The organism is Streptomyces sp. NPDC045956, from assembly GCF_056430705.1.
Genome location: NZ_JBWKKZ010000013.1, coordinates 87843 through 114503, shown reverse-complemented (window position 1 = coordinate 114503; position 26661 = coordinate 87843). Strand labels below are relative to the sequence as shown.

Genomic DNA, 26661 nt, shown 5'->3' with positions numbered 1-26661 from the left:
GCGGCCGACGTGTCCGCACGATCAACACGCAACTCACACGTTCGAGTGAGTTTCAGGTGCGATTCATTGGGTGGGGACGGTACCGCATGGCGCAAGGGGGTGAAGTGTCCAGCGCGACATTGACTGGTTAGCTTGCCCCCATGAGCGAGGATGTACGACTGGTCGCGTGGGTGCGCGGACAGGTCCAGGGCGTGGGTTTCCGCTGGTTCACCCGGGCCAGGGCGTTGGAACTCGGCGGGATGAGTGGTTTTGCTCTCAATCTGGCCGACGGGCGCGTCCAGGTCGTGGCGGAGGGTCCGCGTGAGCGGTGTGAGGGCCTGCTCGACTGGCTCCGCGGCGACGACACGCCCGGGCGCGTGGACGGCGTCACCGAGATCTGGGACACACCCCGCGGCGGCTACGAGGGCTTCGCCATCCGCTGACGCGGTGGCGCGTGCGGACCTCGGAGCGTCTCCCGGCGGCTGCTCTTCAGGGGTGCCCGAGGCGAAAAGGAGCAGGTGGTTGCCAAGAACGGCGTCTCATGGCAGGCTCCGCACGCAGAATGATCGCCACGCCCCCAGGGGCCCGCAGGAGTCGCCGCGTCGCCGTTCCCAGGCCGTGTGCCCCCGGGCGTCCGTCAATACGGGGCGTGATCGTGTTGACCGTCAAACTTTTTGGTGAGACGCTGAAAGCCCCGCGCACCTTAGCTGTTTGGCATGGTTGAACGGCAGGAAAAACTCCAAAGTGCCAAGCACCGCGGGTGCGATTCCCTCACGACCCAACCGCTTCGGTCGGTCACTCATTGTGGAGGACCATCCATCATGGCAAAGGCGCTTCTCGGTTACGTCGGCGGCTCCGACCCGCGACTCCTCGCCGAGATGCGACGGCTCCAGCAGCGCGTCCAGGACCTGGAATCCGAGCTCGGACGGATCCAGGCGGAGAACGACGCGTTGGCGGCTGCCGCTTCTCACGACAGGATCATGGAGAGCATGGAGAGCGTTGACGCACACCAGGCGGAGCCTGCGCTCACCTGATCACTGCATCGCTCCAACGCGGCACAGCAGTGGTCGGGCCCGCCCGTACAACCGCTCAGGTGTCAGAGTCTGCAAGGGACGCTTCGGCGTCCCTTCTTTCTTTGCTTCCTGCCCCCGTCCCCGCCGTCCGGCCCGCCCTTTTCTCCCCCGCGCATCCTTTCACCCTCTTCAACGTCTGATGTGCCCTGCACGTTCACTCGTGAAACCGCGGCGGTTCACCGGTTCATGGAGTGAGACACCCGCGAGAGGTAGAGTCCGGCGGCGTGCACCTGAAGGCCCTGACCCTCCGCGGATTCAAGTCGTTCGCCTCGGCGACCACACTCCGGTTCGAGCCCGGCATCACCTGCGTCGTCGGTCCGAACGGCTCGGGCAAGTCCAACGTCGTGGACGCGCTCAGCTGGGTCATGGGAGAGCAGGGCGCCAAGTCGCTGCGCGGCGGCAAGATGGAGGACGTGATCTTCGCCGGCACCACCGGCCGCCCGCCGCTCGGCCGGGCCGAGGTGTCGCTGACCATCGACAACTCCGACGGGGCGCTGCCCATCGAGTACGCCGAGGTCACCATCACGCGGATCATGTTCCGCAACGGCGGCAGCGAGTACCAGATCAACGGTGACACGTGCCGCCTCCTGGACATCCAGGAACTGCTCTCCGACTCCGGCATCGGCCGCGAGATGCACGTCATCGTCGGCCAGGGCCGGCTCGACTCCGTCCTGCACGCCGACCCCATGGGGCGCCGGGCCTTCATCGAGGAGGCCGCCGGCGTCCTCAAGCACCGCAAGCGCAAGGAGAAGGCGCTCCGCAAGCTGGACGCGATGCAGGCCAACCTCGCCCGCGTGCAGGACCTCACCGACGAACTCCGGCGCCAGCTCAAGCCGCTCGGCCGGCAGGCGGCGGTGGCCCGACGCGCCGCCGTCATCCAGGCCGACCTGAGGGACGCGCGGCTCAGGCTCCTCGCCGACGACCTCGTACGGCTGCGCGACGCGCTCCAGGCCGAGATCGCCGACGAGGCCGCCCTGAAGGAACGCAAGGAGGCCGCCGAACAGGAGCTGGGCAGGGCGCTGCGCCGCGAGGCGGACCTGGAGGACGAGGTGCGCCGGCTCACCCCGCGCCTCCAGCGCGCCCAGCAGACCTGGTACGAGCTCTCCCAGCTCGCCGAACGGGTCCGCGGCACGGTGTCGCTCGCCGAGGCGCGCGTGAAGAGCGCCACCTCCGCTCCTCCCGAGGAGCGGCGCGGCCGGGACCCGGAGGAACTGGAGCGCGAGGCCGCCCGCGTCCGCGACCAGGAGGCCGAACTCGAGGCGGCCCTGGAGGCCGCGGAGCACGCCCTGGAGGACACGGTCGCCCACCGCGCCGACCTCGAACGCGAGCTGGCCCTGGAGGAACGCCGCCTCAAGGACGCCGCCCGGGCCATCGCCGACCGCCGGGAAGGACTGGCCCGGCTCAGCGGCCAGGTCGGCGCGGCCCGTTCGCGCGCCGCCTCTGCCCAGGCCGAGATCGAGCGGCTGGCACAGGCCCGGGACGAGTCCCGGGAGAGGGCCGCCGCGGCCCAGGAGGAGTACGAGGCGCTCCAGGCCGAGGTCGACGGTCTGGACGCCGACGACCAGGAACTCGCCGAGCGGTACGACGCCGCCAGGCGGGGACTGGCCGAGGCGGAGGCGGCTCTGGGCGCCACCAGGGAGGCGGCCACCGCGGCGGAACGGCAGCGCGCGGCGACACGGGCCCGCCATGAGGCGCTCGCGCTGGGACTGCGCCGCAAGGACGGCACCGGGTCGCTGCTCGCCGCCCAGGACCGGCTCACCGGTCTGCTCGGCCCGGCCGCCGGACTCCTCACCGTGACCCCGGGCCACGAGGTCGCCCTGGCCGCGGCGTTCGGCGCCGCCGCAGACGCCCTCGCGGTCACCTCCCCGACGGCCGCCGCGGACGCCATCCGCCTGCTGCGCAAGCAGGACGCCGGGCGGGCCGCCCTGCTCCTCGCCGGCGCCCCCGACGACGTACCGGAGGAACCGCGCGCCGTCGGGGCGCCGTACGCCGCCGATCTGGTGCGCGGGCCCTCCGAGCTGATGCCCGCCGTGCGGCGGCTGCTGCGCGGGGTCGTCGTGGTCGCCACCCTGGAGGACGCCGAGGACCTCGTCTACGCCCGGCCCGGGCTGACCGCCGTCACCGCCGAGGGCGACCTGCTGGGCGCGCACTTCGCGCAGGGCGGCTCCGCCGGGGCGCCCAGCCTCCTGGAGGTCCAGGCCTCCGTGGACCAGGCCGCCGCGGAGCTGGAGGAGCTGGGCGTGCGGTGCGGGGAACTGGCCGAGGCGCAGGACGCGGCCGACGGACGGCGCCGGGAGTGTGCCGCGCTGGTCGAGGAGCTGGGGGAACGGCGCCGGGCCGCCGACCGGGAGAAGTCGTCCGTAGCCCAGCAGCTCGGCCGGCTGGCGGGGCAGGCGCGGGGGGCGGCCGGGGAGGCCGAGCGGTCCGCCGCTGCCGTCGCCCGGGCGCAGGAGGCGCTGGACAAGGCGCTGACGGACGTCGAGGAACTGGCCGAGCGGCTCGCCGTCGCCGAGGAGATGCCGGTCGAGGAGGAACCCGACACCTCCGTGCGCGACCGGCTCGCCGCCGACGGAGCCAACGCCCGCCAGACCGAGATGGAGGCCAGGCTCCAGGCCCGTACCCACGAGGAGCGGGTCAAGGGCCTCGCCGGGCGGGCCGACTCCCTGGACCGCGCCGCCCGCGCGGAACGCGAGGCACGCGCGCGTGCCGAGCAGCGCCGGGCCAGGCTGCGGCACGAGGCGGCCGTCGCGGAGGCGGTCGCCGCCGGCGCCCGGCAGCTGCTCGCGCACATCGAGGTCTCCCTGGTCCGGGCCGACGGGGAGCGCACCGCCGCCGAGGCCGCCAAGGCCCGCCGCGAGCAGGAGCTGTCCGCCGCGCGCACCGCCGGGCGCGACCTCAAGGCGGAGCTGGACAAGTTGACGGATTCAGTCCACCGGGGCGAGGTACTCGGCGCCGAGAAGCGGCTGCGCATCGAGCAGCTGGAGACCAAGGCGCTGGAGGAACTCGGTGTGGAACCGGCGGGACTCGCGGCCGAGTACGGCCCCCATCAAGAGGTGCCGCCCTCGCCCCCCGCCGAGGGCGAGGAGCTGCCGGACGATCCGGAGCACCCGCGCAACCGCCCCCGGCCCTTCGTCCGCTCCGAGCAGGAGAAGCGGCTGAAGGCCGCCGAGCGCGCCTACCAGCAGCTCGGCAAGGTCAATCCGCTGGCCCTGGAGGAGTTCGCCGCGCTGGAGGAACGACACCAGTTCCTGAGCGAACAGCTGGAGGACCTGAAGAAGACCCGCGCCGACCTGCTCCAGGTCGTCAAGGAGGTCGACGAGCGCGTCGAACAGGTCTTCACCGAGGCCTTCCGGGACACGGCCCGGGAGTTCGAGGGCGTCTTCAGCCGGCTGTTCCCGGGCGGTGAGGGGCGGCTTCTCCTGACCGACCCGGACAACATGCTCACCACCGGGGTGGACGTCGAGGCCCGGCCTCCGGGCAAGAAGGTCAAACGGCTCTCGCTGCTCTCTGGTGGTGAGCGCTCCCTGACCGCGGTGGCGATGCTCGTGTCGATCTTCAAGGCGCGGCCCAGCCCGTTCTACGTCATGGACGAGGTGGAGGCGGCGCTCGACGACACGAACCTCCAGCGGCTGATCCGGATCATGCAGGAGTTGCAGGAGGCCTCGCAGCTGATCGTCATCACGCACCAGAAGCGGACGATGGAGGTCGCCGACGCCCTGTACGGCGTGTCCATGCAGGGCGACGGTGTGTCGAAGGTCATCAGCCAGCGGCTGCGGTAGCCCTGACCGGGATCGCTTCAACTCTTGAACGCTTAACTCGGATCGCCATCTCCAAACTCATAGCTCTTGCCCTATTGACTTCGAAACTTGAAGGCATAGTCTCTGCAACGTTGCTTTTACCTTCAGGTCCCTTCAATGGCATCTCGAAGGCGATCCACCCCGGCAGCGTTGCCGGCAGCCCGAGGAGTACACGTGGCCAGCACACCGCAGGCACCCCCATCAGGAGCCAGAGCGGCTCACCCCGAACATCTCGGGCACGTCATCTTCATCGCCGCGGCGGCCGCCATGGGCGGTTTCCTGTTCGGCTACGACAGTTCCGTGATCAACGGCGCGGTCGAGGCCATCCGGGACCGCTACGACGTCGGCTCCGCGGTGCTGGCCCAGGTCATCGCCATCGCGCTGATCGGCTGTGCCATCGGAGCGGCGACCGCGGGACGCATCGCCGACCGCATCGGCCGCATCCGCTGCATGCAGATCGCGGCGGTCCTCTTCACCGTCAGCGCCATCGGCTCCGCACTGCCCTTCGCGCTGTGGGACCTCGCCATGTGGCGCGTCATCGGCGGTTTCGCCATCGGCATGGCCTCGGTGATCGGCCCCGCCTACATCGCCGAGGTCTCCCCGCCCGCCTACCGCGGCCGGCTCGGCTCCTTCCAGCAGGCCGCGATCGTCGTCGGCATCGCCGTGTCGCAGCTGGTCAACTGGGGTCTGCTCAACGCCGCCGGCGGCGACCAGCGCGGCGAGCTGATGGGCCTGGAGGCCTGGCAGGTCATGCTCGGCGTCATGGTCGTCCCGGCCGTCCTCTACGGCCTGCTGTCCTTCGCCATCCCCGAGTCGCCGCGCTTCCTGATCTCCGTCGGCAAGCACGAGCGCGCCCGGAAGATCCTCGAAGAGGTCGAGGGCAAGGACGTGGACTTCGACGCCCGCATCGCCGAGATCGAGCACGCGATGCACCGCGAGGAGAAGTCCTCCTTCAAGGACCTGCTCGGCGGCACCTTCTTCTTCAAGCCGATCGTCTGGATCGGCATCGGCCTGTCGGTCTTCCAGCAGTTCGTCGGCATCAACGTCGCGTTCTACTACTCCTCGACGCTGTGGCAGTCGGTCGGCGTCGACCCGACGGACTCGTTCTTCTACTCCTTCACGACGTCGATCATCAACATCGTCGGCACCGTGATCGCGATGATCTTCGTGGACCGCGTCGGCCGCAAGCCGCTGGCCCTCATCGGCTCGGTCGGCATGGTGATCGGCCTGGCCCTGGAGGCCTGGGCGTTCTCCTTCGACCTCGTCGACGGCAAGCTGCCGGCCACGCAGGGCTGGGTCGCGCTGATCGCCGCCCACGTCTTCGTGCTCTTCTTCGCCCTGTCCTGGGGCGTGGTCGTGTGGGTCTTCCTCGGCGAGATGTTCCCGAACCGCATCCGCGCCGCCGCGCTGGGCGTGGCCGCCTCCGCGCAGTGGATCGCCAACTGGGCCATCACCGCGAGCTTCCCGTCGCTGGCCGAGTGGAACCTCTCCGGTACCTACGTGATCTACACGATCTTCGCCGCGCTCTCCATCCCCTTCGTGCTCAAGTTCGTGAAGGAGACGAAGGGCAAGGCCCTGGAGGAGATGGGCTGACCGCCCCCGATCCCGGGGAGAAGGGCCAAGTCCCCGCTGCCCCTCTCCTCGCACTGTCCGCCGCCCCCGTACCGGTCACTCCGGACGGGGGCGGCGGTCTCGTACCCGCCTCCCGGAGGAGGCCGACGGGCTAGGGCTCCCTCTCGGCCCGGTACCCGCCGGTGCACCGGCACGGCCCGCCGGTGCGGCCGCGGCCCGCGGTGGCGAGACCTCTGGCAGGCGCGGTGGACAGACCCCGACAGGCGCGTGGCCCGCGCCGCCCCGGGGCGTACGACGTCCGGCCGCAGGGAGCGGCGGGTCGCGTTCGGCGCGGTGCGCTCCGCGCGGCCGGGGGTGAGTCGTTCGACCCGGCCCGGACACGTCGAGGCCCCCCGCACCACCGGGTGCGGGGGGCCTCGAGCGTCCGGACGGACAGCGGACGGACGGTCCAGGTCAGACGGTCACTGTCGCGGGCTGCTCGGCCCGCTCCGCGGGCGCCGCCGGGACGGTCACCGGCGGCTTCGGCAGCACCACGTAGAGCAGGCCGGAGATCACCACCGTGGCGACCCAGCCGAGGCCGTACTCACCGATGACGTTGTTCGAGGCGAGCGGGCCGGTGAACCAGTCGGACGTCGTGAACATCAGGCCCGCGAGCAGCCCGACCGCCCAGGCGGCGACGGCGGCGGGGGAGAAGCCGCCGCGGTACCAGTAGGCACTGGTGCGCCCGGTGTCGGCCAGGGCCTCGCCGTCGTACTCCTTGCGGCGCAGCATGTCCGCGCCGAAGACACCGACCCAGGCGGAGAAGGCGACGGCCAGCAGCGACAGGAAGGCGATGAAGGAACCCATGAAGCTGGTCGCCACCAGCATCAGCACGCCACCGAAGATCAGTGAGATGACGGCGTTGACGGAGACCGCCCAGTGCCGCGGGACCTTGAAGCCGAGGGTCTGCGCGGTGAAGCCGGCCGAGTACATCGACATCGAGTTGATCAGCAGCATGCCGATCAGCGCGATCAGCAGGTAGGGCACCGCGATCCAGGTCGGCAGGATCTCACCGAGGAAGGAGACCGGGTCGGAGGCCGAGGCCAGGTCCGGAGTGGAGACGGCCATGACCATGCCCATCAGGACCATGGGCAGGACGACGATCCCGGCACCCCCGACTGTCACGCCCACGATCCCCTTCGAGGAGGCCGTGCGCGGCAGGTACCGGGTGAAGTCCGGGGCCGACGGGATCCAGCTCACACCGCCGGCGGCGATCAGGCCGACGCCCGTGATCATCGCCGCCACCGACCCGGCGGACCGGTCGAAGACCGCCGACCAGTCGGTGTCGACGACCAGGTAGCCGAGCACCAGCACCGAGAAGGCGCCGAAGAGGTACGCCGCGTACTTGTTGCACTTCTGCACGGCGTTGATGCCCAGCCCGGAGATCGCGAACGTCGCCACGACGAAGGCCAGCAGCGTCACCATGTCCAGCACCGCGTCGGCCCGCACACCGAACACGATGTCCAGCACGGTGAGCAGGGCGTAGGCGCCGGTCACCGCGTTGATCGTCTCCCAGCCCCAGCGGGCGACCCAGATCAGCGAACCGGGCAGCAGATTGCCCCGCTGCCCGAACACCGCCCGGGACAGCGCCATGCCGGGTGCTCCACCGCGCTTTCCGGCGATCCCGATCAGCCCGACCAGGCCGTACGAGAGGACCGGGGCGGCGGCCGCGACCACGAGGGCCTGCCAGAAGTTGAGCCGGTACGCCACGACGAGACTCGCGCCCATCGTGAGCAGCAGCACGCTGATGTTGGCGCCTACCCAGGTCGGGAACAGCTCGCGGGTCCGGGCGGTGCGCTCCTCGTCGGGCACCTGCTCGATGCCACGCGTTTCCAGGGCGCCTTCGGTCTCGGCGGTCTTGCTCATGTGGGGGGTCCGTGCCTCGATCGTGGGAGAAGAGGGGGCGGTCGGGACTCTACGCGCGTTGACGTGGCCTCTTCCATCGTACTTTGCTCCGACTCCTTCCCTCCAGGGGCCTTTGTCCCTGGGAGGAACACACAAGAGGCCGCCTGAGGGGGTCCATGGCTGATACTGGACGGGTTATGGACATCGTCATCCTTGCTGTAGTCATCGCCGTGGTCGTGATCGGTGCGCTCGGCGGGCTGGTCGTGGGCAGTCGCCGTAAGAAGCAGCTGCCTCCGCCGCCCCCCTCCACGCCCGACATCACCGCCCCTCCGGCCGAGCCGCACGTCGGCGAAGAGGCCGAGACGCCGCGCGACGAAACGCGCCGGACGATAGAGGAGGTCGACCTCCCGGACGGCGGCACCGCCACCGTCGAGGAGCCGCCCGTCGTCGAAGAGCTCGAGATCCCGCAGATCGAGGTTCCCGAGCCCACCGCCGGCCGTCTGGTCCGGCTCCGTGCCCGCCTCTCCCGCTCGCAGAACGCCCTCGGCAAGGGCCTGCTCACCCTGCTCTCCCGGGAACACCTCGACGAGGACACCTGGGAGGAGATCGAGGACACGCTGCTCACCGCCGACGTCGGCGTGCAGCCCACCCAGGAGCTGGTCGAACGGCTGCGCGAGCGGGTGAGGGTGCTCGGCACCCGCACGCCCGAGGAGCTGCGCGGCCTGCTGCGCGAGGAGCTGATCGCTCTCCTCGGCCCGGACATGGACCGCGAGGTCAAGACCGAGCCGCCCGGTGGCACGCCCGGCATCGTGATGGTCGTCGGGGTCAACGGCACCGGGAAGACCACCACCACCGGCAAGCTCGCCCGCGTCCTGGTCGCCGACGGCCGCAGCGTCGTCCTCGGCGCCGCCGACACCTTCCGTGCCGCTGCCGCCGACCAGCTCCAGACCTGGGGCGAGCGGGTCGGCGCGCACACCGTCCGCGGCCCCGAGGGCGGCGACCCGGCCTCCGTCGCCTTCGACGCGGTCAAGGAGGGCAAGGAGATCGGCTCGGACGTCGTCCTCATCGACACCGCCGGCCGCCTGCACACCAAGACCGGCCTCATGGACGAGCTGGGCAAGGTCAAGCGGGTCGTGGAGAAGCACGCGCCGCTGGACGAGGTGCTGCTCGTGCTCGACGCCACCACCGGCCAGAACGGTCTGATCCAGGCCCGGGTCTTCGCCGAGGTCGTCGACATCACCGGCATCGTGCTCACCAAGCTGGACGGCACGGCCAAGGGCGGCATCGTGGTCGCCGTGCAGCGCGAGCTGGGTGTGCCGGTCAAGCTGATCGGGCTCGGCGAGGGCGCGGACGACCTGGCGCCGTTCGAGCCGGCCGCGTTCGTGGACGCCCTCATCGGCGAGTGACACCACTCGGCCGCACCCGGTGCCCGCACCGGCCACGTGCACGAGGAAGCGCCCGCCCCCGTCATCGGGGGCGGGCGCTCTTCCGTACGACCGTCCGCGCGGCGCACGAGCGCTCCAGCGGACGGGGGCCGGCAGTCGGAGGGCGAGCGGCTGGTGAGTCAGCGGCCGGACGATCAGCAGCCGGAGGGCTAGGCCCGTGAGCGATGGGCCACGTACGCCAGCGTCCCCAGCAGCAGGCGGGCCGCCGGTGGCCTGGTCGCCGAGTCGAGGGCCGGGGCGCGGAGCCAGCGCACCGGGCCCCGGCCGGCGCGGTCGGAAGGCGGGGCGGTGATGTACGCACCGCGGCCCAGTCCACGCAGGTCCAGGGCGGAGGGGTCGTCCCAGCCCATCCGGTAGAGCAGGCGGGGCAGCTCGGCGGCAGCCCCCGGCGCGACGAAGAACAGCGCGCGGCCCTGCGGGGTCGCCGCGACCGGCCCGAGCGGGAGGCCCATGCGCTCCAGCCGCGCCAGCGCCCGCAGCCCGGCGGGCTCGGCGACCTCGATCACGTCGAAGGTCCGCCCGGCCGGCAGCATCACCGATGCGCCCGGATACTCGGCCCATGCCTCGCTCGCCTCGTCCAGCGTCGCGCCGGCGGGCACCTCCGGAGCGAAGGCCAGGGGGTGCGCGCCCGGTGCCGGGCAGTCCTCCCGGCCGCAGGAGCAGGCCCCCGCGGCGGCCCGTGCCCCCGGCACCACGGCCCAGCCCCACAGCCCGGTGAACTCGGCGACGACCGTGCACTCCGACGCCCGGCCGCGGCGCCGCGCACCGGACCGGATGTCGCGCATGCCCCGAGTGCCGCCGATGCCGATCGTGAAGCCCATGCCCCCTCCAACGGGTTCGACGCAGCGACGGTTACGCAGCGGACGCGAAACGTGACTCTGTGCTTCCACCTCCCCAGCGGGGCGCTGTTCAGACAGCGCCCGGAAGCACCGAGGGTGGTGCGCTCGCCCGTGCGCGCCCCGATGTGCACCGTTGCACCGACTCCTGGTCGGCCTCTGTCAAGTGAATCGCGCCCAGGCCACCGGGAGTTCATTCGAAGGGGTGGCGAATGGTGGCGATTCTGCGATCGGCGTGGCTGGACGGGTGATCGTAGGATTACTTTGTGTGCATGACGCCGTGGGGCACATGCACTCATGGGTATGCCGGAGGCAACTCGACTTTCCGTTCGAAGGGTGGCAACCAGGGGACGGGCGGCCACAACCACCGGCATTCTGATAGGGCTTGGCGCACTCGGCGACAGGTGGTCTCAGGGATGGGGGCGTTCCAGTGAGCGGCAACGGCGGAAGCGGTACGAGCGCGGCAAGCGCGTCGCACGCTGACAAGCGCCCCAACGAGCTGCTCACCTCGTGGTTCGCCCGCAGCGGCTGGTCCAAGGGCGAGCTGGCCCGCCAGGTCAACCGCAGGGCGCGCCAGCTGGGCGCCAACCACATCTCCACGGACACCTCGCGCGTGCGCCGCTGGCTCGACGGGGAGAACCCGCGCGAACCGATCCCACGCATCCTCTCCGAGCTGTTCTCCGAACGCTTCGGTGTCGTCGTCTCCGTCGAGGACCTGGGCCTGCGCTCCACCCGCCCCACGCCCTCCGCGACCGGCGTCGACCTGCCCTGGACGGGCCCGCAGACCGTGGTCCTGCTCAGCGAGTTCTCGCGCAGCGACCTGATGCTGGCGCGGCGCGGCTTCCTCGGGAGCTCGCTGGCCCTCTCCGCGGGCCCGTCCCTGATCGAGCCCATGCAGCGCTGGCTCGTTCCCGCGCCCCAGGCCGCCGGCGCCGGGCGCGAGCCGGCGCCGGCCCCGGCCGCGCGGGGACGCCTGTCCAAGCCCGAGCTGGACCTGCTGGAGTCCACCGCCGTGATGTTCCGCCGCTGGGACGCCCAGTGCGGCGGCGGTCTGCGCCGCAAGGCGGTCGTCGGCCAGCTCCACGAAGTGACCGACCTGCTCCAGGAACCCCAGTCGGAGGCCACCCGGGCCACCCTGTTCAAGGTCGCCGCCGAACTCGCCGAGCTGGCCGGCTGGATGTCGTACGACGTGGGGCTCCAGCCCACCGCGCAGAAGTACTTCGTGCTCGCGCTGCACGCCGCCAAGGAGGCCGGGGACCGGCCGCTCGGCTCGTACATCCTCTCCAGCATGAGCCGCCAGATGATCCACCTCGGCCGGCCCGACGACGCGCTGGAGCTGATCCACCTCGCGCAGTACGGCAGCCGGGACTGCGCGAGCCCCCGCACCCAGTCGATGCTGTACGCGATGGAGGCCCGCGCCTACGCCAACATGGGACAGCCCGGCCGCTGCAAGCGGGCCGTGCGGATGGCCGAGGACACCTTCGCCGAGGCCGACGAGTGGGACGAGCCGGACCCCGACTGGATCCGCTTCTTCTCCGAGGCCGAGCTGTACGGGGAGAACAGCCACTCCTTCCGCGACCTCGCCTACGTCGCCGGCCGCAGCCCCGCCTACGCCTCCCTCGCCGAGCCCCTGATGCGGCGGGCCGTGGAACTCTTCGCCGAGGACGAGGAGCACCAGCGTTCCTACGCGCTGAACCTCATCGGCATGGCCACCGTGCACCTGCTGCACAAGGAGCCCGAGGCGAGCACCGGCCTGGTCACCGAGGCCATGGGCATCGCCAAGAAGGTCCGCTCCGAACGCGTCAACACCCGCATCCGCAAGACCGTCGACACGGCCGTACGCGATTTCGGCGACCTCGGAGTGGTCGTCGACCTCACCGAACGGCTCGCCGTCGAGTTGCCGGAGACCGCCGAGGCGGTCTGAAACCCACCAGCCCCGGCCGCGGCCGGCCCTCCCGAACAGCCCGACTCGGCTCCCCCATGCCAGGTCATCCGGAGGCCCGCCGCGGCCGGCTCGTGCCCGCGGACGACAGGGCGCGCCCCAGGGGGGCGCCCGCCCCGCACCCGGCAGTTCACCGGCGCGTAACACGCACAGCGCCTTCGTCACGGCGGCGAAACAACCAGGGGCCTCCACCGAAACCGCGCTGCGTCAATCTCGTGGCGCATAACCGGCCCACCCCTCATGCCGCCAGGCTTCGCCCGCACGGGGCCGTACCAACGACGAGGAGACGCCGATGGCTCCAGCCATCACGCTCGCCGCAGAGACGGAGCTCTCTGCCGCCAACACGGGCTTCATGCTCATCTGCTCCGCCCTGGTGATGCTCATGACGCCGGCCCTGGCCTTCTTCTACGGAGGCATGGTCCGCGTCAAGAGCACCCTGAACATGCTGATGATGAGCTTCATCAGCCTCGGCATCGTCACCGTCCTGTGGGTGCTGTACGGCTTCTCCATGGCGTTCGGCACGGACACCGGCGGCATCGTCGGCTGGAACTCCGACTGGGTCGGCCTGAGCGACATCGGGCTGACCGAGCTGTGGGACGGCTACACCATCCCGGTCTTCGTCTTCCTGGTCTTCCAGCTCATGTTCGCGGTGCTCACCCCCGCCCTGATCAGCGGCGCCCTCGCGGACCGCGTGAAGTTCACGGCCTGGGCGCTGTTCATCGCCCTGTGGGCCACGATCGTCTACTTCCCGGTCGCCCACTGGGTCTGGGGCGCCGGCGGCTGGGCCTTCGAACTGGGTGTGATCGACTTCGCCGGCGGTACGGCCGTGCACATCAACGCCGGTGCCGCGGCGCTCGGCGTGATCCTGGTCATCGGCAAGCGGGTCGGCTTCAAGAAGGACCCGATGCGCCCGCACAGCCTCCCGCTGGTCATGCTCGGCGCGGGCCTGCTCTGGTTCGGCTGGTTCGGCTTCAACGCCGGCTCGTGGCTGGGCAACGACGACGGCGTCGGCGCGCTGATGTTCGTCAACACGCAGGTCGCCACCGGCGCGGCCGTCCTCGGCTGGCTCGCCTACGAGAAGATCCGGCACGGCGCCTTCACCACGCTGGGTGCCGCCTCCGGCGCCGTCTCCGGCCTGGTCGCCATCACCCCGGCGGGCGGCGCGGTCTCCCCGCTCGGCGCCATCGCCGTCGGCATCGTCGCCGGTGTCCTGTGCGCCATGGCCGTTTCCCTGAAGTACCGGTTCGGCTACGACGACTCCCTGGACGTCGTCGGCGTCCACCTGGTCGGCGGCATCCTCGGCTCCCTGCTCGTCGGCTTCTTCGCCACCGGCAAGGGCCAGTCCGACGTCGAGGGCCTCTTCTACGGAGGCGGCCTGGACCAGTTCTGGAAGCAGTGCGCCGGTGTCTTCGGGGTGCTCGCCTACTCCCTGATCGTCTCCGCCGCCCTCGCCTTCGTCCTGCACAAGACGATCGGCATGCGCGTGCCGGAGGACGACGAGGTGGCCGGCATCGACCAGGCCGAGCACGCCGAGACCGCATACGACTTCAGCGGCGCCGGCGGCGGTGCCGCCCGGACGACCGCCACGCCGGGCGCCTCCGCGGCCGCGCCGGCCGAGAGCAAGAAGGTGGACGCATGAAGCTCATCACCGCCGTCGTCAAGCCGCACCGGCTCGACGAGATCAAGGAGGCCCTCCAGGCCTTCGGAGTCCACGGCCTCACCGTCACCGAGGCCAGCGGCTACGGCCGCCAGCGCGGCCACACCGAGGTCTACCGCGGTGCCGAGTACACGGTCGACCTGGTGCCCAAGATCCGCATCGAGGTCCTCGTCGAGGACGACGACGCCGAGCAGCTGATCGAGGTCGTGGTCAAGGCGGCCCGCACCGGGAAGATCGGCGACGGCAAGGTCTGGTCGGTCCCGGTCGACACCGCCGTACGCGTCCGGACCGGTGAGCGCGGACCCGACGCGCTCTGACGCTGCTCGCAAACACGGGAACGGGACGGGAGAGTCGCCGGGTGACGGGTACGGACGTGACGAAAGAAGCAGAGGACTCGGGACCCAGCGGCTACGCGGCGGCCCGGCTGCGCCTCCTCACCGAGGGGGCGCGGTCCGGGCCGCCGCGCCGTTCCGCCCTCGCCGGGCTGACGGACGACTGGCTGTCCGGCCTCGTCGCCGCGGCGGGCGGCCCGGCCCGGGGCGTCTCCCTGGTCGCCGTCGGCGGCTACGGCCGGGGTGAGCTGTCCCCGCGCAGCGACCTCGACCTGCTCCTGCTGCACGACGGCGGCGACGACAAGGCGGTCGCCGCCCTCGCCGACCGCCTCTGGTACCCGGTGTGGGACCTCGGCCTCGCCCTGGACCACTCCGTGCGCACGCCGGCCCAGGCCCGGAAGACGGCGGGCGAGGACCTCAAGGTCCAGCTCGGGCTCCTCGACGCCCGCCACCTCGCCGGCGACGCCGGGCTGACCGCGGGACTGCGTACGGCCGTCCTCGCCGACTGGCGCAACCAGGCCCCCCGGCGCCTGCCCGAACTGCGGGAGCTGTGCGCGGAGCGCGCCGAACGCCAGGGCGAGTTGCAGTACCTGCTGGAACCCGACCTCAAGGAGGCCCGGGGCGGTCTGCGGGACGCCACCGCACTGCGCGCGGTCGCCGCCTCCTGGCTGGCCGACGCCCCGCGCGAGGGCCTCGCCGACGCCCGGCGCCGACTGCTCGACGTACGGGACGCGCTGCACCTGACGACAGGGCGGGCGACCGACCGGCTGGCCCTCCAGGAGCAGGACCAGGTGGCCGCCGAGCTGGGCCTGCTGGACGCCGACGCCCTGCTCCGGCAGGTCTACGAGGCGGCACGCGTCATCTCCTACGCCGGTGACGTCACCTGGCGCGAGGTGGGGCGCGTCCTGCGGGCGCGGTCCGTGCGGCCGAGACTGCGCGCCATGCTGGGCGGCGGGAAACCCGCCCCGGAGCGTTCGCCGCTCGCCGAGGGCGTGGTCGAGCAGGACGGCGAGGTGGTGCTCGCCCGCACCGCACGCCCCGAACGCGATCCCGTGCTCCCGCTGCGGGCCGCGGCCGCCGCCGCGCAGGCCGGGCTCCCGCTCTCCCTGCACGCCGTGCGACGGCTCGCGGCCACCGGCCGCCCGCTGCCCACCCCCTGGCCCGCCGAGGCACGCGAGCAACTGGTGACCCTGCTGGGCTCCGGCCGGCCCACGGTGCAGGTCTGGGAGGCGCTGGAGGCCGAAGGGCTGATCACCAGGCTCCTGCCCGACTGGGAGCGGGTGCGCTGCCGCCCGCAGCGCAACGCCGTGCACGTGTGGACCGTCGACCGGCACCTGATCGAGACCGCGGTGCGCGCGGCCGGCTTCACCCGCCGCGTCCACCGGCCCGACCTGCTGCTGGTCGCCGCGCTGCTGCACGACATCGGCAAGGGCTGGCCCGGCGACCACTCCGTGGCCGGTGAGACCATCGCGCGGGACGTGGCCGCCCGCATCGGCTTCGACCGCGTCGACGCGGCCGTCCTCGCCACCCTCGTACGCCACCACCTGCTGCTGGTGGAGACCGCCACCCGGCGGGACCTGGACGATCCGGCGACCGTGCGGGCGGTCGCCGAGGCGGTCGGCACCGAGCACACCCTCGAACTGCTGCACGCCCTGACCGAGGCGGACGCGCTGGCCACCGGGCCCGCCGCCTGGTCCTCCTGGCGCGGCTCGCTCGTCGCCGACCTGGTGAAACGCGCCTCGGCGGTGCTGGCGGGCGACCCGCTGGAGGAGCCCGAGGCCACCGCGCCCACCGCCGAGCAGGAAAGACTCGCCGTCGAGGCCTTCCGCACCGGCGGGCCGGTCCTCACCCTGCGCGCCCAGACCGAGCCGCCCGCGGCCCCGGCGCCGGGGGACGACCCGGAGCCGCTCGGCGTGGAGCTGCTCATCGCCGTGCCCGACCAGGCCGGCGTGCTCCCCGCGGTGGCCGGGGTCCTCGCCATGCACCGGCTGACCGTCCGCACCGCCGAGCTGCGGTCCCTGCCGCTGCCGGACGGCGTCGAGGGCTCCGTCCTGCTGCTGGACTGGCGGGTCGCCGCCGAGTACGGCTCCCTGCCCCAGGCCGTCCGCCTGCGTGCCGACCTGGTCAGGGCCCTGGACGGCAGCCTGGACATCGCCGGCCGGCTCGCGGAACGGGACGCCGCCTATCCCAGGCGCCGGGGTGTGGAACCGCCCCCGCCCCGGGTGACCGTCGCCCCGGCCGCCTCCCGGCTGGCCACGGTGATCGAGGTCCGCGCCCAGGACGCGCCGGGGTTGCTCTTCCGGCTCGGGCGGGCACTGGAGGCGGCGGGCGTGCGGGTGCGGAGCGCGCACGCGTCGACGCTGGGCTCCAACGCGGTGGACGCCTTCTACGTCACCGGCCCGGAGGGCGCGCGGCTGCCGGGGGAGGAGGCGGGGGACGTGGCGCGGGCGCTGGAGGAGGCGCTGCGGGGGTGAGCCCGCGGTCGTCCCGTACGCCGAGGGGCCCCGCTCCCCTCGGCGGGCAGGGACACTTTGCTTGCCAGGCCGGATACCCTGGAGGGCGACCCACACCAACGCCGACGCGAGGACCTACGCCGCCGTGTTCGATACTCTCTCCGACCGCCTGTCAGCCACCTTCAAATCCCTCCGGGGCAAAGGACGGCTGACCGAGGCGGACATCGACGCCACGGCCCGCGAGATCCGCATCGCGCTCCTCGAAGCCGACGTCGCGCTGCCCGTCGTGCGTGCCTTCATCAAGAAGGTCAAGGAGCGCTCCCTGGGCGCCGAGGTCTCCAAGGCGCTGAATCCCGCGCAACAGATCGTCAAGATCGTCAACGAGGAGCTGGTCGGCATCCTCGGCGGCGAGACCCGCCGCCTGCGCTTCGCCAAGCAGCCCCCGACCGTCATCATGCTGGCCGGTCTCCAGGGTGCCGGTAAGACCACCCTCGCGGGCAAGCTGGGCCGGTGGCTCAAGGAGCAGGGCCACTCGCCGCTCCTCGTCGCCTGTGACCTCCAGCGTCCCAACGCCGTCAACCAGCTGAGCGTCGTCGCCGAGCGCGCCGGCGTCGCGGTCTACGCGCCCGAGCCGGGCAACGGCGTCGGCGACCCGGTCAAGGTGGCCAAGGACTCCATCGAGTTCGCCAAGGCCAAGGTCCACGACCTGGTCATCGTCGACACCGCCGGCCGCCTCGGCATCGACCAGGAGCTGATGCAGCAGGCCGCGGACATCCGCGACGCCGTCAGCCCCGACGAGATCCTCTTCGTCGTCGACGCGATGATCGGTCAGGACGCGGTCAACACCGCCGAGTCCTTCCGCGACGGCGTCGGCTTCGACGGCGTGGTGCTCTCCAAGCTCGACGGTGACGCCCGCGGTGGTGCGGCCCTGTCGATCGCCTCGGTGACCGGCAAGCCGATCATGTTCGCGTCCAACGGCGAGAAGCTCGAGGACTTCGACGCCTTCCACCCTGACCGGATGGCCTCCCGCATCCTCGACATGGGTGACCTGCTCACCCTGATCGAGCAGGCGGAGAAGACGTTCAGCCAGGAAGAGGCCGAGAAGATGGCCTCCAAGCTGGCGTCCAAGAAGGGCCAGGACTTCACCCTGGACGACTTCCTGGCCCAGATGGAGCAGGTCCGGAAGATGGGCAGCATCAGCAAGCTGCTCGGCATGCTCCCGGGCATGGGCCAGATCAAGGACCAGATCAACAACCTCGACGAGCGCGACGTCGACCGCACGGCCGCCATCATCAAGTCGATGACCCCGGCCGAGCGCCAGGAGCCGACGATCATCAACGGCTCGCGCCGCGCCCGTATCGCCAAGGGTTCCGGCGTCGACGTCAGCGCGGTGAAGGGCCTGGTGGAGCGGTTCTTCGAGGCCCGCAAGATGATGTCCCGCATGGCCCAGGGCGGCGGTATGCCCGGCATGCCGGGGATGCCGGGCATGGGTGGCGGCCCGGGCCGGCAGAAGAAGCAGCAGAAGAAGACCAAGGGCAAGCAGCGCTCCGGCAACCCGATGAAGCGCAAGCAGCAGGAGCAGGAGGAGGCCGCCCGCCGCGCCGCCGCCGCGCAGAACGGCGGCGCCTTCAACCTGCCCCAGCAGGGCGGCCAGGACTTCGAGCTGCCGGACGAGTTCAAGAAGTTCATGGGCTGACGCCTCTGGCAGTACGGCACTGGGGGTGCCCCGCGCGCAGCAGCGCGGGGCGCCCCCAGTGCCGTAGGGCGCCGTACACCCACATGCCCGCGCGGCCTTCGTGTCGTAACGTCCGGATATGACCAACCCGTCCCCGCCGCGCAAGGCCCCCGAGCGACCCTGGCGCACCGAGGGCACGCCCGACGAGCCGCCCAAGCCGCCGTCCGGCAGAAGGATGCGCGGCGGCTGGTGGAACCTGGCCCTGGCCGCGCTGATCGTCTACCTCATCGCCAACCTCGTCCTCTCCTTCTTCAACGAGGGTGACGAGCCGACCATCTCCTACACGGAGTTCAGCAAGCAGGTCGACGAGGGCAACGTCAGCAAGATCTACGCCAAGGGCGACGCGATCCAGGGCCAGCTGAGGAAGGCCCGGGACAACCCCGAGGGCGACGGGAACTACACCAGGTTCACGACCGAGCGGCCGACCTTCGCCGACGACCGGCTGTGGGAGGAGCTGACCGAGCACGACGTCACCGTCACGGCCGAACCGGTCGTCCGGCAGCGCAGCTTCCTGGTCAACCTGCTGATCGCGCTGGCGCCGATGCTGCTCCTCGTGGTGCTGTGGATCTTCATCGCGCGCCGCATGAGGGGCGCCCTCGGCGGCGGCGCCGGCGGCATGCTCGGCCGCAAGGCACCGCCCAAGCCGGTCGAGCTGGAGGCCGGCGAGCCCCGCACCACCTTCGCCGACGTGGCCGGGATCGACGAGGTCGAGGGCGAACTGAGCGACGTCGTCGACTTCCTGAAGAACCCCGACGAGTACCGCCGCATGGGCGCCAAGATGCCCCGGGGCGTCCTGCTGTCCGGCCCGCCGGGCACCGGGAAGACCCTCCTCGCGCGCGCGGTCGCCGGCGAGGCGGGCGTGCCGTTCTTCTCCGCGTCCGCGTCCGAGTTCATCGAGATGATCGTGGGTGTGGGCGCCTCCCGGGTGCGGGAGCTGTTCGCCGAGGCGCGCAAGGTCGCGCCGTCGATCATCTTCATCGACGAGATCGACACCATCGGCCGCGCGCGGGGCGGCGGCTCCGGCATGGGCGGCCACGACGAGCGCGAGCAGACCCTGAACCAGATCCTCACGGAGATGGACGGCTTCTCGGGCGCCGAGGGCGTGATCGTCATCGCCGCCACCAACCGCGCCGACATCCTGGACCCCGCCCTGACCCGCCCCGGCCGCTTCGACCGGCTGGTCACCGTCTCGCCGCCGGACCGCGGCGGCCGCAGGGCGATCCTGGAGATCCACACCCGAGAGATCCCGCTCGCCCCGGACGTCGACCTGACCCAGGTGGCCCGCACGACCCCGGGCATGACCGGCGCCGAACTCGCCAACCTCGCCAACGAGGCCGCACTGCTCGCGGTCAAGCGGAAGCAGGACCGGGTGACGCAGGCGAACCTCTCCGAGGCACTGGAGAAGGTCCAGCTGGGTGCCGAACGCCCCCTGGTGATGCCCGAGGACGAGCGTCGGCGCACCGCCTACCACGAGAGCGGGCACGCCCTGCTGGGCATGCTGCAACCGGGCGCCGACCCCGTCCGCAAGATCACCATCGTGCCGCGCGGGCGGGCGCTCGGGGTGACGCTGTCGACGCCGGACTCGGACAAGTACGCGTTCACGGAGGAGTACCTGCGCGGACGGATCATCGGCGCGCTCGGCGGCATGGCGGCCGAGCAGGTGGTGTACGACGTGATCACCACCGGCTCGGAGAGCGACCTCGAACAGGTCACCCGGATCGCGCGCGGCATGGTCGGCCGCTGGGGCATGAGCGAGCAGGTCGGCCGGCTCTCCGCCCTCCCCGACGACGCCCAGCAGGCCTACGGACTCGCCGCCGCACCGGGGACCCTCGACGCCATCGACGGCGAGATGCGGCGGGTGGTCGACGAGTGCTACGCGCAGGCCCTGCGCAAGCTGCGCGAGCACCGCGGACAGCTCGACGCGCTGGCCGAGGCACTGCTGGCCGAGGAGACCCTGGACGAGGCGGACGCGTACCGGATCGCCGGGATCACGCGGTCGGCCAAGGACAGTCCGGAGGGGTGAACGCGGTTCCGCGCCGCCCCGGGGCCGCTACCGGCGCGGGGCCCCCCGGGCCCCGGACCGGACCCCCGGGGCCCGCTACTCGCGTGGGAACTTCCAGACCCAGGGCTCGCCGTCCTCCTCCGACCAGTGCACCTCGACGCTCGTGGCGTCCGCGGGGACCAGGTAGGTCTCGCAGAAGACATGGCTCTCGCCCTGCTTCCAGCTCTCCACCGCGTACGGGTCCTCGCAGCCCGGGGTGTCGTCCGGGGCGCCGACGAGGATGCCGCCGCGCTGCCCGTCGGCGAAGACCGCGGCGGCGTCGTGGACCTCGGAGACTCCGGTGAGGGCGGGGCCGCCCCGGTGCGTGTACTCCAGGTGCGCGACGGCCGGCACCCTGCCCTCGGCGTCCGCCGCGTCGGCCACCATCTCGGCGGCCTCCGCCTCCGTGCCGACGTCGACCTTCCGCGTCACGACCTCGTAGGTGACGGTGCCGGGCACCTCCTCGACCTTTCCCGTCACGGCCTCGCCCACCGCCACGTCGCCGCCCGACGCCGCGCGCTCCGGAGCGGCCGGGGCCCCGGGGCTCCTCGCGTCGGCGTCCTCCCCGCCCCCGGCCCCGCACGCGGTGAGGGTCAGGGCGAGGACGGCGACGGGCGCGGCGAGGCGCGACGGGCTCGTGCGGTGCGGCACTGCGGGCTCCTGCATGCAGAGGGGTTCTTTCCCAGGGGAGGTGGACCAGAGTAGAGCGCCCGGATGCACCGGGAGCACCCGTGCGAGCCCCGCCGGGCTCCGCATCCGACCCGCCGCCACCGCGGGAAGCCCTTCCCCGGCCGCACGCGTCCGGCCGGGCCCCTTCGTCAGGTCGTCCGGGCGATGAGGTACCGGAACACGTTCGGCATCCACACGGTCCCGTCCGGCCGCCGGTGCGCGTGCAGAGCCTCCGCCAGCTCCTTGTCGACCTGCTCCTGGTCGGTCGCCGCGATCGCCGCGTCGAACAGGCCGGTCGACAGCAGTCCGCGCACCGCGCTGTCGACGTCGCCGTACCCGAAGGGGCACGCCACCCGCCCCGAACCGTCCGGCCGGAGGCCGGCGCGCTGGGCCACCTCCTCCAGGTCGTCGCGCAGGGCGGGGCGCCACCGGCCCGCGCCGCGCAGCGGGTCCGCGAGCTTGGTGGCCACCCGCAGCACCGACGTCGTCGCGCAGCGCTCCGGCGGGCCCCAGCCGGCCAGCACCACGGCCGCCCCGCGCCCGGCCAGCGGCACGGCCCGGGCGAGCAGCTCGCCCAGCCCCTCCGAGTCGCCCGCCAGGCACCCGATGGGTTCGAAGGCGGTCACCAGGGTGAACGCCGGCGCCGACGGGTCCGCCGCGTCACCGGGACCGCCTTCGACGACCCGGGCGGCGTCCGCACGCGCGCCTGCCTCCCGGCTTCCGGGCGCTTCGGGCAGCAACCGCTGCCGTGCCAGTTCGACGCGCTCCGGGAAGCGGGAGTCGACCCCGGTCACCGACGCGCCGCGCGAGGCGGCCATCAGCAGAGCCAGTCCGGACCCGCAGCCCAGCCCCAGCATCCGGGTGCCGCCGCCCACGTGCAGCCGCTCGTAGACGGCCTCGTACAGCGGTACGAGCATCCGCTCCTGTATCTCGGACCAGTCACGCGCGCGTGCACGCGGGTCCACGCGGGGCGTCGCCCCCGCGTGAGACGAGTGCTGCCGCACGAGCGTAGGTGTCATAGGAAAGCGCCCCAATCGCCGAGTGTTGCCGCTGTGCCGGATTCGGTGGCCCCCGTGCAGTGCGCTCGCACTCCCCCCGTATGCCAGGAAACTCCGGGCTCGCTCCGGCGTCCAGTGGTAGCGGGCGCCGGTTTGCCCGGTCCCCGCCGCGGTGGCGAGATTTCACTTCCCGGCAATGTGGGCCTGGCCGCGCGGTACTCGCGGTAGCACCCGCGCGACCCCTTCGGCGGATGGCCTGATCGTGGCGCTCGGTGATGACAGCGGGTCGCGACGACGCGGAGGGCGCGGTTCCGGCCAAGGTCGCCGAGCCCGGCGACCGCCGCCCGGTGACGGAAACCCGCAGAGGGGAGGGGCGGTGCCGTACGCCGGTGGCACACCCGGTAACCTCGCCTCCGTCGGCGCGCCCGATCGGGTGGAGCTCCGACGGGGGCACAGCGACCGAAACGCCTCTTGCGCATCGGGCATTCTCACGCCCCCCGCGCGTGGACAGGATCTACGCGCCGGCGCGTACGTCGGACTACGCACCAGCTTGGTACGAGCTGTGAGGCTTCTCCGCAGATCAGCGCACCCGCCCTCGTCGCGACGCATCAGCGGCAACTGACGGGTACGTGCAAATTATTTGGGATGCCCCGGAATAGGAACACAGCGGCACTCCGGCTCGTTGTCATTACGTGAGCACGACACCACCTGTTCTCGCCGCAGAGCTGGCGCAGGCGTGGGCCGACATTCAGCGGCACCACACCGAGCTGCCCGATCTTGCCGCGCCCGAGTCCCTGATCGGAGAGTCGTCGTCCGCCTGCGGGCACGAGCTCTCCTTCGAGCGACTGCTCCATGAGGCAGTCCACGGCATCGCCGCCGCGCGCGGAGTACGCGACACCTCCCGCGCGGGGCGCTATCACAACCGTCGTTTCCTCGCGATCGCCGAGGAGATGGGCCTCGACCACCCCGAGGAGCCGCATCCCAGCAGCGGATTCTCGCTGGTCACGCTCACCCCCGAGGCGAAGCGCCGCTACCGCCCGACGATCGAACGCCTCCAGCGCGCGCTGAAGGCCCACACCGCCGCGACCGCGACCGACTCGGCACGCAGCTTCCGCGGGCCGGCCGCACGCCACGGCTCCTCCGGCGGAGGGGTGCGGGTGAAGGCGGTCTGCGACTGCGGACGCAACGTCCGGGTCGTCCCGTCCGTCCTGGCCCAGGCCCCGATCATGTGCGGCGGCTGCGGCAAGCCGTTCCGGATTCCGGAGGTGGTCGGCGCGGTGGCGAGCTGAGGATCCGGCTGCTCGTGGCGGCCGGATCCGGGCGCGGTGCCCTCGGTCCGCCCTCGGTCCGATGGGCACGCCCGCGTGTGGCACAATGGTCAGCTGTACTCGACAGTCGCACAGGACCCCTCTCTCCTCCGGCTGACGCGTCCATCGGGCACTCGGGTACCGCAACCCCACGCGGCTCTCTCGCCGTGCCCACCCACGTCAAAACCAGGAGAACCCACTCCCGTGGCAGTCAAGATCAAGCTGAAGCGTCTGGGCAAGATCCGTTCGCCTCACTACCGCATCGTCGTCGCCGACTCCCGTACCCGCCGTGACGGCCGGGCCATCGAGGAGATCGGCAAGTACCACCCGACGTACAACCCGTCGGTGATGGAGGTCGACGCCGAGCGTGTCGCGTACTGGCTCGGTGTCGGCGCCCAGCCGACCGAGCCCGTGCTCGCCATCCTGAAGAAGACCGGCGACTGGCAGAAGTTCAAGGGCGAGCCCGCCCCGGCGCCGCTGCTCGTGGCCGCCGAGAAGCCGGCCCGTCCGTCCTTCGAGGCGTTCGGCGGCGAGGACGACGGCAAGGGTGAGGCCATCACCCAGAAGAAGAAGGCCGAGAAGAAGGACGAGGCCGCGGCCTCGTCCGAGTCGACCGAGGCCTGAGCATGCTCGAGGAGGCTCTCGAGCACCTCGTGAAGGGTATCGTCGACAACCCTGACGATGTGCAGGTCGCCTCGCGCAACCTGCGCCGCGGGCGTGTGCTCGAGGTCCGGGTGCACCCCGACGACCTCGGCAAGGTGATCGGCCGCAACGGCCGCACCGCGCGCGCTCTGCGCACCGTCGTGGGCGCCATCGGCGGCCGTGGTGTCCGCGTCGACCTCGTCGACGTCGACCACGTCCGCTGACGTCAAACGCAGCACCGGCTCGGGCCGGGGAGGGCCACCGGCCGTCCCCGGCCCGCAGTCGTTGTGCGCCGTGACCGACTCGTCGTAGTCCCGGACCATGGTCGAAGGCTGTGGGTCCCGGTCGTAGTTCCGACAGGAGAAGCAAGCACCGTGCAGCTGGTAGTCGCGCGCATCGGCCGCGCCCACGGCATCAAGGGCGAGGTCACCGTGGAGGTCCGCACCGACGAGCCGGAGCTGCGGCTCGGCCCCGGTGCCGTACTCGCCACCGACCCCGCCTCCACCGGACCGCTCACCATCGAGACCGGCCGCGTCCACAGCGGCCGTCTCCTGCTGCGCTTCGCCGGAGTGCACGACCGCACCGGCGCCGAGGCGCTGCGCAACACCCTCCTGATCGCCGACGTCGACCCCGAAGAGCGGCCCGAGGACGAGGACGAGTACTACGACCACCAGCTGATCGACCTCGACGTGGTGACCGCCGACGGCACGGAGGTCGGCCGGATCACCGAGATCTCCCACCTGCCCACGCAGGACCTGTTCGTCGTGGAGCGCCCCGACGGCAGCGAGGTCTACGTGCCCTTCGTCTCCGAGATCGTCACCGAGATCGACCTGGACGAGCAGCGCGCCGTCATCGACCCGCCGCCCGGTCTGATCGACGACCGCGCGGAGATCGCCTCCGCGCGCGACGCCGAGGACGCGGCCGGGGACGAGGCGTGATGCGGCTCGACGTCGTCACGATCTTCCCCGAGTACCTGGAACCGCTGAACGTCTCCCTCGTCGGCAAGGCGCGCGCGCGGGGGCAGCTGAACGTCCACGTGCACCACTTGCGCGACTGGACGTACGACCGCCACAACACCGTCGACGACACCCCGTACGGCGGCGGCCCCGGCATGGTGATGAAGACCGAGCCGTGGGGCGACGCGCTCGACTCCGTCCTGGCCGACGGCTACGAGACGGGTTCCGGACGACCCGCCCTGATCGTGCCCACGCCCAGCGGCCGGCCCTTCACCCAGGACCTCGCCGTCCAGCTCTCCGAGCGCCCCTGGCTGATCTTCACGCCCGCCCGCTACGAGGGCATCGACCGCCGCGTGATCGACGAGTACGCGACCAGGATGCCCGTGTACGAGGTGTCCATCGGCGACTACGTCCTGGCCGGCGGCGAGGCGGCCGTCCTGGTCGTCACCGAGGCCGTGGCGCGGCTGCTGCCCGGCGTCCTCGGCAACGCCGAGTCCCACCGGGACGACTCCTTCGCGCCCGGCGCCATGGCCAACCTGCTGGAGGGCCCCGTCCACACCAAGCCGCCGCAGTGGCGCGGACGGGGCATCCCCGACGTGCTGCTCAGCGGGCACCACGGGAAGATCGCCCGCTGGCGCCGCGACGAGGCCCTGCGGCGCACCACGGCCAACCGGCCCGACCTGATCGAGCGGTGCGATCCGAAGGCCTTCGACAAGAAGGACCGGGAGATGCTCTCCATCCTGGGCTGGCAGCCCGACCCGGCGGGGGAGCCGTACGGCCGATTTTGGCGCAGGACCCCCGGCGTGGAAGAATAGGCCGCTGTTGTGCGTCCGTCCGGAGCGCGCCCCTGCCACAGGGGGAGACGTCGCCCGTCCCGACCCGCACGACCCTGATCCTCAACACCTAGTTTCCGTTGATGACCTGTGGCATCAGCGAAGAAAGCAGACGCAATGTCTCACCTGCTCGACTCCGTCGACGCCTCGTCGCTGCGCAGCGACGTCCCCGCCTTCCGCCCGGGCGACACCGTCAACGTCCACGTCCGCGTCATCGAGGGCAACCGCTCCCGTGTGCAGCAGTTCAAGGGCGTGGTCATCCGCCGCCAGGGTGCCGGCGTGCGCGAGACCTTCACGGTCCGCAAGGTCTCCTTCTCCGTCGGCGTCGAGCGCACCTTCCCGGTGCACACCCCGATCGTGGAGAAGATCGAGCTCGTCACCCGCGGTGACGTGCGTCGCGCGAAGCTGTACTACCTGCGTGAGCTGCGCGGCAAGGCCGCGAAGATCAAGGAGAAGCGCGACAGCTGAGCGCCCTCCGAGGTCCATGCCGGGGCCGGATAGCATCTGGCC

General features: G+C 71.9%; 21 protein-coding genes. 17 read left to right on the top strand and 4 right to left on the bottom strand.

Annotation, left to right across the window (positions count from 1 at the left end; genetic code table 11):
- Window positions 1-140: 140 nt before the first annotated feature.
- The 4 genes from AC07FV_RS29625 to AC07FV_RS29610 all read left to right on the top strand — a co-directional run bounded on the left by AC07FV_RS29625 (window position 141) and on the right by AC07FV_RS29610 (window position 6442).
- The gene (locus tag AC07FV_RS29625; RefSeq protein ID WP_053137648.1) at window positions 141-422 is read left to right on the top strand and encodes an acylphosphatase; all 282 of its coding nucleotides are present in this window, start codon (window positions 141-143) and stop codon (window positions 420-422) included.
- A gap of 378 nt (window positions 423-800) precedes the next feature.
- The gene (locus AC07FV_RS29620; protein ID WP_003973418.1) at window positions 801-1013 is read left to right on the top strand and encodes a hypothetical protein; all 213 of its coding nucleotides are present in this window, start codon (window positions 801-803) and stop codon (window positions 1011-1013) included.
- Between the two features lie 263 nt (window positions 1014-1276).
- Window positions 1277-4831: a chromosome segregation protein SMC gene (gene smc / locus AC07FV_RS29615; protein WP_479090482.1), complete on the top strand. Its 3555-nt coding sequence runs from the start codon at window positions 1277-1279 to the stop codon at window positions 4829-4831.
- 192 nt (window positions 4832-5023) lie between these two features.
- Window positions 5024-6442, top strand: a complete 1419-nt coding sequence (locus AC07FV_RS29610) for a sugar porter family MFS transporter (RefSeq protein WP_479090481.1) — start codon at window positions 5024-5026, stop codon at window positions 6440-6442.
- A gap of 432 nt (window positions 6443-6874) precedes the next feature.
- Here the strand turns inward: AC07FV_RS29610 and AC07FV_RS29605 are convergent, their stop codons facing one another.
- Window positions 6875-8326 (bottom strand): cytosine permease, encoded by a 1452-nt coding sequence (locus AC07FV_RS29605; protein ID WP_479090480.1) that lies wholly within the window; start codon window positions 8324-8326, stop codon window positions 6875-6877.
- A gap of 176 nt (window positions 8327-8502) precedes the next feature.
- On the opposite strand from AC07FV_RS29605, the gene ftsY reads away from it, so the two are divergent.
- Complete coding sequence (ftsY, locus tag AC07FV_RS29600; RefSeq protein ID WP_479090478.1) at window positions 8503-9711, top strand: signal recognition particle-docking protein FtsY; 1209 nt, start codon at window positions 8503-8505, stop codon at window positions 9709-9711.
- A 188-nt stretch (window positions 9712-9899) separates the two neighbouring features.
- On the opposite strand, the gene AC07FV_RS29595 is transcribed toward ftsY, so the two are convergent.
- A complete protein-coding gene (locus tag AC07FV_RS29595; protein WP_479090476.1) occupies window positions 9900-10571 on the bottom strand; it encodes a bifunctional DNA primase/polymerase in 672 nt (223 codons plus the stop codon).
- A gap of 445 nt (window positions 10572-11016) precedes the next feature.
- On the opposite strand from AC07FV_RS29595, the gene nsdA reads away from it, so the two are divergent.
- The 6 genes from nsdA to ftsH all read left to right on the top strand — a co-directional run bounded on the left by nsdA (window position 11017) and on the right by ftsH (window position 20728).
- On the top strand, window positions 11017-12510 hold the full coding sequence (gene nsdA / locus AC07FV_RS29590; protein WP_479090475.1) for a transcriptional repressor NsdA: 1494 nt from the start codon (window positions 11017-11019) through the stop codon (window positions 12508-12510).
- 310 nt (window positions 12511-12820) lie between these two features.
- Window positions 12821-14167, top strand: a complete 1347-nt coding sequence (locus AC07FV_RS29585; RefSeq protein ID WP_479090473.1) for an ammonium transporter — start codon at window positions 12821-12823, stop codon at window positions 14165-14167.
- Complete coding sequence (locus AC07FV_RS29580; protein ID WP_019328769.1) at window positions 14164-14502, top strand: P-II family nitrogen regulator; 339 nt, start codon at window positions 14164-14166, stop codon at window positions 14500-14502. The genes AC07FV_RS29585 and AC07FV_RS29580 overlap by 4 nt, the downstream gene beginning before the upstream one ends.
- Before the next feature lie 41 nt (window positions 14503-14543).
- Entirely contained in the window at window positions 14544-16991 is a 2448-nt protein-coding gene (locus tag AC07FV_RS29575) for a [protein-PII] uridylyltransferase (RefSeq protein ID WP_479090471.1), read from the top strand.
- Between the two features lie 124 nt (window positions 16992-17115).
- Entirely contained in the window at window positions 17116-18666 is a 1551-nt protein-coding gene (gene ffh, locus AC07FV_RS29570) for a signal recognition particle protein (RefSeq protein ID WP_479090469.1), read from the top strand.
- A gap of 118 nt (window positions 18667-18784) precedes the next feature.
- Window positions 18785-20728, top strand: coding sequence for an ATP-dependent zinc metalloprotease FtsH (ftsH, locus tag AC07FV_RS29565; RefSeq protein ID WP_479090468.1), 1944 nt, complete (start codon window positions 18785-18787; stop codon window positions 20726-20728).
- 75 nt (window positions 20729-20803) lie between these two features.
- Here ftsH and AC07FV_RS29560 read toward each other — a convergent pair whose 3' ends face one another.
- Together AC07FV_RS29560 and AC07FV_RS29555 are read right to left on the bottom strand one after the other, a co-directional pair.
- Window positions 20804-21412 carry a hypothetical protein gene (locus AC07FV_RS29560; RefSeq protein ID WP_479090466.1) on the bottom strand — a complete coding sequence of 203 codons (609 nt, stop codon included), beginning with the start codon at window positions 21410-21412 and terminating at the stop codon, window positions 20804-20806.
- Between the two features lie 152 nt (window positions 21413-21564).
- On the bottom strand, window positions 21565-22434 hold the full coding sequence (locus AC07FV_RS29555; RefSeq protein ID WP_479090465.1) for a class I SAM-dependent methyltransferase: 870 nt from the start codon (window positions 22432-22434) through the stop codon (window positions 21565-21567).
- A gap of 671 nt (window positions 22435-23105) precedes the next feature.
- Here AC07FV_RS29555 and AC07FV_RS29550 point away from each other — a divergent pair.
- The 6 genes from AC07FV_RS29550 to rplS all read left to right on the top strand — a co-directional run bounded on the left by AC07FV_RS29550 (window position 23106) and on the right by rplS (window position 26619).
- Window positions 23106-23702, top strand: a complete 597-nt coding sequence (locus tag AC07FV_RS29550; protein WP_356612302.1) for a hypothetical protein — start codon at window positions 23106-23108, stop codon at window positions 23700-23702.
- 222 nt (window positions 23703-23924) lie between these two features.
- Entirely contained in the window at window positions 23925-24344 is a 420-nt protein-coding gene (gene rpsP / locus AC07FV_RS29545; protein WP_053137692.1) for a 30S ribosomal protein S16, read from the top strand.
- A 2-nt stretch (window positions 24345-24346) separates the two neighbouring features.
- Window positions 24347-24586: an RNA-binding protein gene (locus tag AC07FV_RS29540; protein ID WP_003973401.1), complete on the top strand. Its 240-nt coding sequence runs from the start codon at window positions 24347-24349 to the stop codon at window positions 24584-24586.
- 150 nt (window positions 24587-24736) lie between these two features.
- Window positions 24737-25300 carry a ribosome maturation factor RimM gene (gene rimM, locus AC07FV_RS29535; RefSeq protein WP_356612298.1) on the top strand — a complete coding sequence of 188 codons (564 nt, stop codon included), beginning with the start codon at window positions 24737-24739 and terminating at the stop codon, window positions 25298-25300.
- Window positions 25300-26133 (top strand): tRNA (guanosine(37)-N1)-methyltransferase TrmD, encoded by an 834-nt coding sequence (gene trmD / locus AC07FV_RS29530; protein ID WP_479090464.1) that lies wholly within the window; start codon window positions 25300-25302, stop codon window positions 26131-26133. Before rimM ends, trmD begins: the two co-directional genes overlap by 1 nt.
- Before the next feature lie 135 nt (window positions 26134-26268).
- Window positions 26269-26619, top strand: a complete 351-nt coding sequence (gene rplS / locus AC07FV_RS29525; protein WP_201822504.1) for a 50S ribosomal protein L19 — start codon at window positions 26269-26271, stop codon at window positions 26617-26619.
- Window positions 26620-26661: the final 42 nt, after the last annotated feature.

What these genes read in the sequence shown, in the direction of transcription:
- ftsH (WP_479090468.1), top strand. Translation starts at nt 18,785, where the DNA reads ATGACCAACCCGTCCCCGCCGCGCAAGGCCCCCGAGCGACCCTGGCGC.
- AC07FV_RS29540 (WP_003973401.1), top strand. Translation starts at nt 24,347, where the DNA reads ATGCTCGAGGAGGCTCTCGAGCACCTCGTGAAGGGTATCGTCGACAAC.
- AC07FV_RS29560 (WP_479090466.1), bottom strand. Translation starts at nt 21,412, where the DNA reads ATGCAGGAGCCCGCAGTGCCGCACCGCACGAGCCCGTCGCGCCTCGCC.
- AC07FV_RS29605 (WP_479090480.1), bottom strand. Translation starts at nt 8,326, where the DNA reads ATGAGCAAGACCGCCGAGACCGAAGGCGCCCTGGAAACGCGTGGCATC.
- ftsY (WP_479090478.1), top strand. Translation starts at nt 8,503, where the DNA reads ATGGACATCGTCATCCTTGCTGTAGTCATCGCCGTGGTCGTGATCGGT.
- AC07FV_RS29625 (WP_053137648.1), top strand. Translation starts at nt 141, where the DNA reads ATGAGCGAGGATGTACGACTGGTCGCGTGGGTGCGCGGACAGGTCCAG.
- rplS (WP_201822504.1), top strand. Translation starts at nt 26,269, where the DNA reads ATGTCTCACCTGCTCGACTCCGTCGACGCCTCGTCGCTGCGCAGCGAC.
- AC07FV_RS29595 (WP_479090476.1), bottom strand. Translation starts at nt 10,571, where the DNA reads ATGGGCTTCACGATCGGCATCGGCGGCACTCGGGGCATGCGCGACATC.
- AC07FV_RS29620 (WP_003973418.1), top strand. Translation starts at nt 801, where the DNA reads ATGGCAAAGGCGCTTCTCGGTTACGTCGGCGGCTCCGACCCGCGACTC.
- AC07FV_RS29580 (WP_019328769.1), top strand. Translation starts at nt 14,164, where the DNA reads ATGAAGCTCATCACCGCCGTCGTCAAGCCGCACCGGCTCGACGAGATC.
- AC07FV_RS29585 (WP_479090473.1), top strand. Translation starts at nt 12,821, where the DNA reads ATGGCTCCAGCCATCACGCTCGCCGCAGAGACGGAGCTCTCTGCCGCC.
- trmD (WP_479090464.1), top strand. Translation starts at nt 25,300, where the DNA reads ATGCGGCTCGACGTCGTCACGATCTTCCCCGAGTACCTGGAACCGCTG.
- AC07FV_RS29555 (WP_479090465.1), bottom strand. Translation starts at nt 22,434, where the DNA reads ATGACACCTACGCTCGTGCGGCAGCACTCGTCTCACGCGGGGGCGACG.